At 70.0% G+C, this 7235-nt stretch carries 6 protein-coding genes; 3 read left to right on the top strand and 3 right to left on the bottom strand.

Going from position 1 to position 7235, the window contains the following annotated elements; genetic code table 11:
* Positions 1-100: 100 nt before the first annotated feature.
* Entirely contained in the window at positions 101-2572 is a 2472-nt protein-coding gene (locus tag AC1RTO_RS07985; RefSeq protein ID WP_493160285.1) for a TonB-dependent receptor, read from the top strand.
* Between the two features lie 93 nt (positions 2573-2665).
* The gene (locus AC1RTO_RS07990) at positions 2666-4069 is read left to right on the top strand and encodes a sulfatase family protein (protein ID WP_493160286.1); all 1404 of its coding nucleotides are present in this window, start codon (positions 2666-2668) and stop codon (positions 4067-4069) included.
* 22 nt (positions 4070-4091) lie between these two features.
* Here the strand turns inward: AC1RTO_RS07990 and AC1RTO_RS07995 are convergent, their stop codons facing one another.
* Positions 4092-4472: a winged helix-turn-helix transcriptional regulator gene (locus tag AC1RTO_RS07995; RefSeq protein WP_493160287.1), complete on the bottom strand. Its 381-nt coding sequence runs from the start codon at positions 4470-4472 to the stop codon at positions 4092-4094.
* Between the two features lie 92 nt (positions 4473-4564).
* On the opposite strand from AC1RTO_RS07995, the gene AC1RTO_RS08000 reads away from it, so the two are divergent.
* Positions 4565-5626, top strand: a complete 1062-nt coding sequence (locus tag AC1RTO_RS08000; protein ID WP_493160288.1) for an SDR family oxidoreductase — start codon at positions 4565-4567, stop codon at positions 5624-5626.
* 43 nt (positions 5627-5669) lie between these two features.
* Here AC1RTO_RS08000 and AC1RTO_RS08005 read toward each other — a convergent pair whose 3' ends face one another.
* Positions 5670-6311, bottom strand: coding sequence for a 4'-phosphopantetheinyl transferase family protein (locus AC1RTO_RS08005; protein ID WP_493160289.1), 642 nt, complete (start codon positions 6309-6311; stop codon positions 5670-5672).
* The coding region (locus AC1RTO_RS08010) for a 3-methyl-L-tyrosine peroxygenase-related protein (protein WP_493160290.1) at positions 6308-7235 on the bottom strand (928 nt) is incomplete at its 5' end. The genes AC1RTO_RS08010 and AC1RTO_RS08005, both read right to left, overlap by 4 nt.

The following is a 7235-nucleotide window of genomic DNA, read 5'->3' on the forward strand; positions in this document are numbered from 1 at the left end:
CGGGAACGGCTCGACGCCGACCGCAAAACCGGTCAATAATGGCCTGACGACGGCACGCAGAACGCCGCGGATTCGACAGGCGAATGAAGGGGAGGACGCTATGATCTTGACCAGAGCGATGATGACGGGGTGCGCGATCGGCGCGCTCGTCCTGGCCGTGCCCGGCTGGGCGCAGACCGCGCCGGCACCGGCGGCCGACGTCGCGCAACGCTCGCAGGCCGACACCGGCCTCGTCGACACGACCGAGCCGCAGGGCGAGGACATCATCGTCGTCGGCACCGCCGGCGGCGGCACCCGGCGACAGGACGCCTCCTTCGCGGTGACGACGCTCAACAACGACGCGATCGAGCGCGCCGCGCCGAACAGCACCGCCGACCTGTTGCGCGCCGTGCCGGGCGTCATGGCCGAAAGCTCGGGCGGGCAGAACGGCGCGAACATCTTCGTCCGCGGCTATCCCTCGGGCGGCGACGCGCAGTTCGTCACCTTCCAATATGGCGGCGTTCCGATCTTCCCGCCCCCCACCCTGTCCTTCCTCGAAAACTCGCAGCTCGTCCGGCTCGACGAGACGGTGCAGCGGGTCGAGGCGGTGCGCGGCGGCACGGGTTCGCTGTTCTCTAACGGCCAGCCCGGCCTCACCGTCAACGTCGTGCCGCGCACCGGCGGCAAGGACTTCCACGGCCTCGCCAAATTCTCCTACACCGACTTCGACGAGGCGCGCGGCGACGCCTGGATCTCGGGTCCGCTGGGCGAGAACACCGGCTTCATGGTCGGCGGCTTCTACGCGCAGGGCAACGGCATCCGCGATCCGCGCTACCGCGCCGAAAAGGGCGGCCAGATCACCGCCAACGTCAACCACGACTTCGACGGCCGCGGCTCGGTGGAGATCTACGCCCGCTACCTCAACGATCGCGGCCAGTGGCTGCTGCCGATCCCGGTCGTGCAGAACGGCAAGGACATCAGTGCCTATGCCGGCTTCGATGCCGGCACCGGCACGCTGAACGGCCCGGAGACGCGGCGGACCACCAACCTGCAGGGCGTGACGCTCGACATGGCGGACGGGCGCGGTGCGAAGGTCATCAACACCGGCCTGTCGTTCGATTACGAGGTCGCCGACGGCCTGCGCCTGCGCGAACGCGTGAGCTACCTCGGCGGCGATGCGAACACGCGCGGCCTCGTCCCCGCCGAACCGCCGACCGCAGCCTCGGCGATGGCGGTGACCCTGGGCGGCGCCGGTGCGCGGCTGACCGGCCTCACCTACGTCAACGGCGGGCAGGCGCTGGCCAGCGGCGCGAGCACGCAGGTGCTGCGCGCCGGCGTCTGGGACGTGCGCAAGAAGCTGACCTCGTTCGTCGCCGACACCGGCTTCGAATGGACCGCGGGATCCAACAAGCTGACCGGCGGCTTCTATTACGCCGACTATACCAGCCGTGACCGCTGGGCGCTGGGCAATCAGGTGCTGCTGACCGCCGAGCCCAATGCACGGCTGCTCAACCTCACGCTCGCCAATGCCGCCGGCACGACGCAGCAGGCGACGTTGCGCGGCTTCACCAGCGGCAACGGCTTCCTCGTCGATGCCTATTACAAGGGGTCGGACCTCGCCTTCTACGGCGTCGACGAACTGCAGATCACGCCCGAACTGCGCGTCGACGGCGGCGTCCGCTATCAGAAGCACAACCTCGACGGCCGGCTGCGCACCCCCGGCGGCACCGTCAACCTCGATGGCAACCCCAACACGCTCTACGACAATGCCGTCAACGTGATCGGCGCACCGCGCACCTTCCGCTATCGCGACGATGCCTGGTCGTGGACCGGCGGCGTCAATTACGACTTCAGCCGCGCCGTCGGCGTCTTCGCCCGCTACAGCCGCGGCAACAGCTTCCCGCAGTTCGACAATCTGCGCGAAGCCTCGGCGGCGAACATCGCCAACAAGACCGGGCTCGCCCAGACGGCGGAGGTCGACACCTACGAAGGCGGGCTGAAGGTTTCGATGCAGTGGCTCAACCTCTATGCGACGGTGTTCCGCAACACCTTCGACGGGCTGGCGACGACCGCGCTCATCAACAACGTGCCGGTCAGCTCGAACGGCGGCGCGAAGGCGACCGGCGTCGAGCTGGAGGGCGCGGTGCGGCCCTTCGCCGGCTTCAGCCTGTCGGCATCGGGGACCTATCTCGACGCCACCTATCGCGGCTTCTTCACCAACAACGGCGCGATCGACAACACCGGCAACCGGGTGCAGCGCCAGCCGAAGTGGACGTGGCGCGTGACGCCGGCCTACGAACTGCCGATCGGCAGCATCCGGCCGTCGCTGTTCGCCACGCTGCAATATACCGGCGACCGCTTCTCCGATCCGGAGAACCGGCAGCTGCTGCCGAGCTTCTACCAGCTCGACGCGGGCGTGTCGGTCGACGTCAGCGAGCGGCTGCGCCTGCAGGTCACCGGCAACAACCTGACCGACGAGATCGGACTGACCGAGGGCAATCCGCGGATCATCGGATCGCAGGGCACCGGCCCGGTGCTGGCGCGCCCGATCCTCGGCCGCTCGTTCCGCTTCAGCGCTGCGGTCAGCTTCTGACGATGCGCCCCTCCGGACCGATATCGCCCCGCGTCGGTCCGGAGGCGCCTTTCAGGTTGACGGGCATCGGGACAGGCCATGGATAGACGGTCGATGCTGAAGGCGACGGCCGCCGCCGCCGCGGTCGTCGCCACCCGGGCGGGCGCGCAGGCCGGACCGGGCAGGCGACACCGCAACGTCCTGCTGCTGATCTCCGACGATCAGGGCCTCGATCTCGGCTGCTACGGCGTGCCGATCCGGACCCCGCGGATCGACCGGCTGGCGCGCAAGAGCACGCGCTTCACGCAGGGCTTCGCTGCGGTATCGTCGTGCAGCCCCAGCCGCGCGGTCATCGCCACCGGGCTCTACACCCATCAGAACGGCATGTACGGCCTCCAGCACGACGTCCACCACCAGTCGCTGCTCGACGGGATCGAGACGCTGCCGGCGATGCTGGCGCGCGCGAACTATGCCACCGCGCTGGTCGGCAAGAAGCACGTCGGCCCCGACAGCGCCTTTCCCTATGAAGAGGAGCTGGTGCCCGAACGATCGGGCATCCGCGACGTGCGCGAACTGGCGATCGCGGCGGCCAGCTTCATCCGCTCGACCGACGATCGCCCGTTCTTCGTCACCATCGGCTACAGCGATCCGCATCGTGCCGCGGTGGATTACGGCAACGATCGCGCCTGGCCCGGCGTGACGCCCGTCCGCTACGATCCGCGGCGCGTGCCGCTGCCCTCGCACCTGCCCGACCTGCCCGCGGTGCGCCGCGACCTCGCCGCTTATTACGAATCGCTCAGCCGCCTCGACGCCGGGGTCGGCATGATCCTCGACGATCTCGCCGCCACCGGCCGGGCCGGGGACACGCTGGTGATCTTCCTCAGCGACAATGGCCGCCCCTTTCCCGGCGCCAAGACCAACCTGTACGATCCCGGGCTCCACCTGCCGCTGATCGTGCACGCGCCCGGCAGGCCGGCCGCGGTCAACGACGCGATGGTCAGCTGGACCGACATCGCACCGACGATCCTCGACTGGACCGGCGTCGCCCCGCCTGCCTATCCGCTGTCGGGCCGCTCGCTGCTGCCGATCATGGGGATGCGGGGCGACCCGGCGCGCGACGCGATCTTCGCCAGCCACGATTTCCACGAGATCAACCAATATTATCCGATGCGCGCGATCCGCACCCGTACGCACAGCTATATCCTCAACCTCGCCCACCCGCTCGACTATCCGGTCGCGGGCGACGTCGCCGGGTCGCCGTCATGGCGCGCCATCGCCGCCGACCCTGCGATCCGCCTCGGCCAGCGCACGCAGGCGGCCTATCTGAAACGCCCTGCCGAGGAATTGTACGACCTCGCCCGCGATCCCGGCGAACTGCGCAACGTCGCCGCCGACCCGGCCTATGCCCCGGTCAAAGCGGCGCTGGCGGAACGCCTCCGCGCGATGCGCGCCGCGACGAAGGACCCGTGGCTCGCCGGCCAGACCGATCCCTATGCCCATGTCGGGGCGGGTCGCTGATCCACCGGCGGCCTGTTCCGATCTACCCGCGCCGCGAACCCGGCCGCGGCACCAGCCGGTCCAGCGCGTCGGCATTGTCGCGTCCCCAGCCATAGAGCAGCTCGACCGGCTCGACGAAGCGCCGGCCCAGTTCGGTCAGGCGATATTCGACCATCGGCGGCATGCTGCTCCGGACGTGCCGGCTGACGAGGCCGCTCGCCTCCATGTCGCGCACCGTCTGGGTCAGCATCTTCTTCGAGATGCCGGGCAGGCTGCGCTGGAGCACGCCGGTGCGTGCGACGCCGTCGTGACGCGCGTGCAGGGTGTGCAGCACCATGCTGGTCCATTTGGTCGCGAACAGCTCCAGCACCCGGCGCGGCGCGCAATCCTCGCGCCATTCCTCGTCCGGCGTTCCGGCCTGCATATGGTTACCTCCTGGTGCCTGGGGACCCGAATGGTGCCGTCTAGAAGCCCGGGGCAGCGATGCCTAGGTCTATGGCCGATCAGGAGATTTCTATGACGAAGACGGCATTGGTGGTGGGCGCGAGCGGGATCGTCGGCAGCGCGACGGCGGATCTGCTCGTGGGGCAGGGCTGGACAGTCCACGGCCTCGCGCGGCGGCCGACCGGTCAGGCCGGCGTCCAGCCCGTCGTGGCCGACCTGCAGGATGCCGGCGCGACCGCGGCGGCGCTGCGCGACGCAAACCCCGATGCGGTGTTCATCGCCACCTGGCTGCGGCAGGACAGCGAGGCGGAGAACATCCGCGTCAACGCCGCGATGGTGCGCAACCTGCTCGCCGGCCTGCCCGCGGCATCGGGCCCGCGCCACGTCGCGCTGGTCACCGGCCTCAAACATTATCTCGGGCCGTTCGAGGCCTATGGCCACGGCACGTTGCCGCAGACGCCGTTCCGCGAGGAACAGGGCCGGCTCGACATCGAGAATTTCTATTATGCGCAGGAGGACGAACTCTTCGCCGCCGCCGGTCAGCAGGGCTTCACCTGGAGCGTCCATCGCCCGCACACGGTGATCGGCCTCGCCGTCGGCAATGCGATGAACATGGGCACGACGCTCGCCGTCCATGCGACCCTGTGCCGCGAGACGGGGCGGCCGTTCGTCTTCCCGGGGTCCGCGGCGCAATGGTCGGGCCTCACCGACATGACCGATGCCGGCCAGCTCGCGCGCCACCTGCTCTGGGCGGCGGAAACCGAAGCCGCGCATGACGAGGCGTTCAACGTCGTCAACGGCGACGTCTTCCGCTGGCAGTGGATGTGGAGCCGGATCGCCGACTGGTTCGGCATCGAGGCGGCGCCGTTCGACGGCATCGTCCGGCCGCTGGAAGAGCAGATGGCGGGCGATGGCGGCCTGTGGCGCGAGATCGCGACCCGCGAAGGGCTGGCCGAGCCGGACATCGACCGCCTCGCCTCGCCCTGGCACACCGACGCCGATCTCGGCCGCCCGATCGAGGTGGTGACGGACATGAGCAAGAGCCGCCGGCTTGGCTTCACCGCCTATCAGCCGACCGACGATGCCTTCTTCGCTTTGTTCGACCGCCTGCGCGCCGCCCGACTGATCCCGTGAGCCTGACGCCGTAAGCGAACCGACGCGAGCGATGCCGGCCGGGTCACTCTCCCCAGCTGATCGCCACGGCATGACCCGGCGGACACGGCAACACGGCACATCCGCGCAGGCGGAGCGCCGCCGGCGCGCGGATGAGCGCCGGCGGATCGCTCTCCGCATCGACGCAGACCGTCCGCGGATCGATCAGCAGCCCCCGTCCCGCCGCCTTCAGCAGCGCCTCCTTGATCGTCCACAGGCGAAAGAAGAGCGCGATCCGGTCCCCCGCCGATTGCAATGCCGTCAGTTCGGCCCCGGCGAACACCCGCCGCCCCAGCGCGGGCAGGTCGATATCATCGCGATGGACCTCGATATCGATACCCACCGACAACGCCGACCCGATGGGCGCGACCGCCAGTACGACCTGATCCCCGGCATGGCTCAGGCTGAACGCGGGCGCGCCGTCCACGCCCGGGCGGCCATGGCGGTCGATCGCGATCGGCACCGCCGCCGCCGGGCATGCCAGCAGCGGCGCCAGCGTCGTGCGGATCAGGTGCCGCCCCGCCACGAACCGCCGCCGGTCGTCGTCGCGCCGGTAGCGGTCGGCGCGGTCCCGTTCCCCGGGCGACAACGGCATCCACCACGTATCGCACCATTGGGTCGCGAGGTCGCGGCGATGGATCGCGATCCCGTCGGGTATCGCGGTCATGTCTTCGGCGGCGCGACGCCCAGGCTGCGCAACCGGCTCCGCTTGAACTTGTCCAGCTGGTCGACCGCCGTCTCGCCGGAGGCGGCGCTCATCAGCAGGCTGCCCTGATCGACGCCGATGAAGCGGCTGCACACCTGTTTGTGATTATCATACAATCGTATCATGCTGGCGACCGCATCGGCGTGCGCGCCCGGCAGGCCGTCGCGCAGCGCCTCGAACATCGGCCGTTCCTCGCGCAGCCGGCGGACGAGGTGGCGATGGTCGCTCGAAAAGACGCCGCTGAAGCCTTCGGGCATGAACGGCGGCGCCATCGCGACGCGAATGACGCCGTCGTAGATGGGGGGGGCGAAGTCGCCGGTCAGGCTCATCGTGTCCGACGACAGGTCGATCAGCGCCGCGAACGTCGCCAGCGCCTGTATCCGTGCCGCGGCATCGTCCCCCGCCCCCCGCATCGTCGTCGCGAGATCGTCGAGCGCGACCACCAGCGCCTGGGTGATGACGAGGAAGATGTGATGGCCGCGCAGCCAGCGCCGCGCGGCGCGATCGGGGTCGTCGGTCAGCCCTTCGCGCCGCGGCGGCAGCGCGAGCGGCGCCGGCCGCACGCCGGTGGCGAGGACGAACGCCTGCTCGATCCCCCGCCCGATCCGCGCGAGCGCGGCATCGTCGAGCGTGGTCTCCGTGTCCGCCAGATCGGCGCGCAGCGCGAGCGCGGCATCGACGATCGTCAGCACGTGCCGCAGCGCATCGTGATCCTCGCCGCGAAAGATGTTGAAGAAGGCGTCGTGCACGTCGGCGTCGAGCGTATTGCCACGCTGCACCAGCTCCGTGACGTCCGGCCAGCGCGTCCGCGGTCCCCGCGGGATCGCCGCCGCCAGCCGGCGCCGGCCGCGGGCCAGTGCGGCGGGATCGGCGAAAGCCGCGGCC

It is taken from the genome of Sphingomonas sp. GW821-FHT10F09, assembly GCF_058809195.1.

What these genes read in the sequence shown, in the direction of transcription:
- AC1RTO_RS07985 (WP_493160285.1), top strand. Translation starts at nt 101, where the DNA reads ATGATCTTGACCAGAGCGATGATGACGGGGTGCGCGATCGGCGCGCTC.
- AC1RTO_RS07990 (WP_493160286.1), top strand. Translation starts at nt 2,666, where the DNA reads ATGCTGAAGGCGACGGCCGCCGCCGCCGCGGTCGTCGCCACCCGGGCG.
- AC1RTO_RS07995 (WP_493160287.1), bottom strand. Translation starts at nt 4,472, where the DNA reads ATGCAGGCCGGAACGCCGGACGAGGAATGGCGCGAGGATTGCGCGCCG.
- AC1RTO_RS08000 (WP_493160288.1), top strand. Translation starts at nt 4,565, where the DNA reads ATGACGAAGACGGCATTGGTGGTGGGCGCGAGCGGGATCGTCGGCAGC.
- AC1RTO_RS08005 (WP_493160289.1), bottom strand. Translation starts at nt 6,311, where the DNA reads ATGACCGCGATACCCGACGGGATCGCGATCCATCGCCGCGACCTCGCG.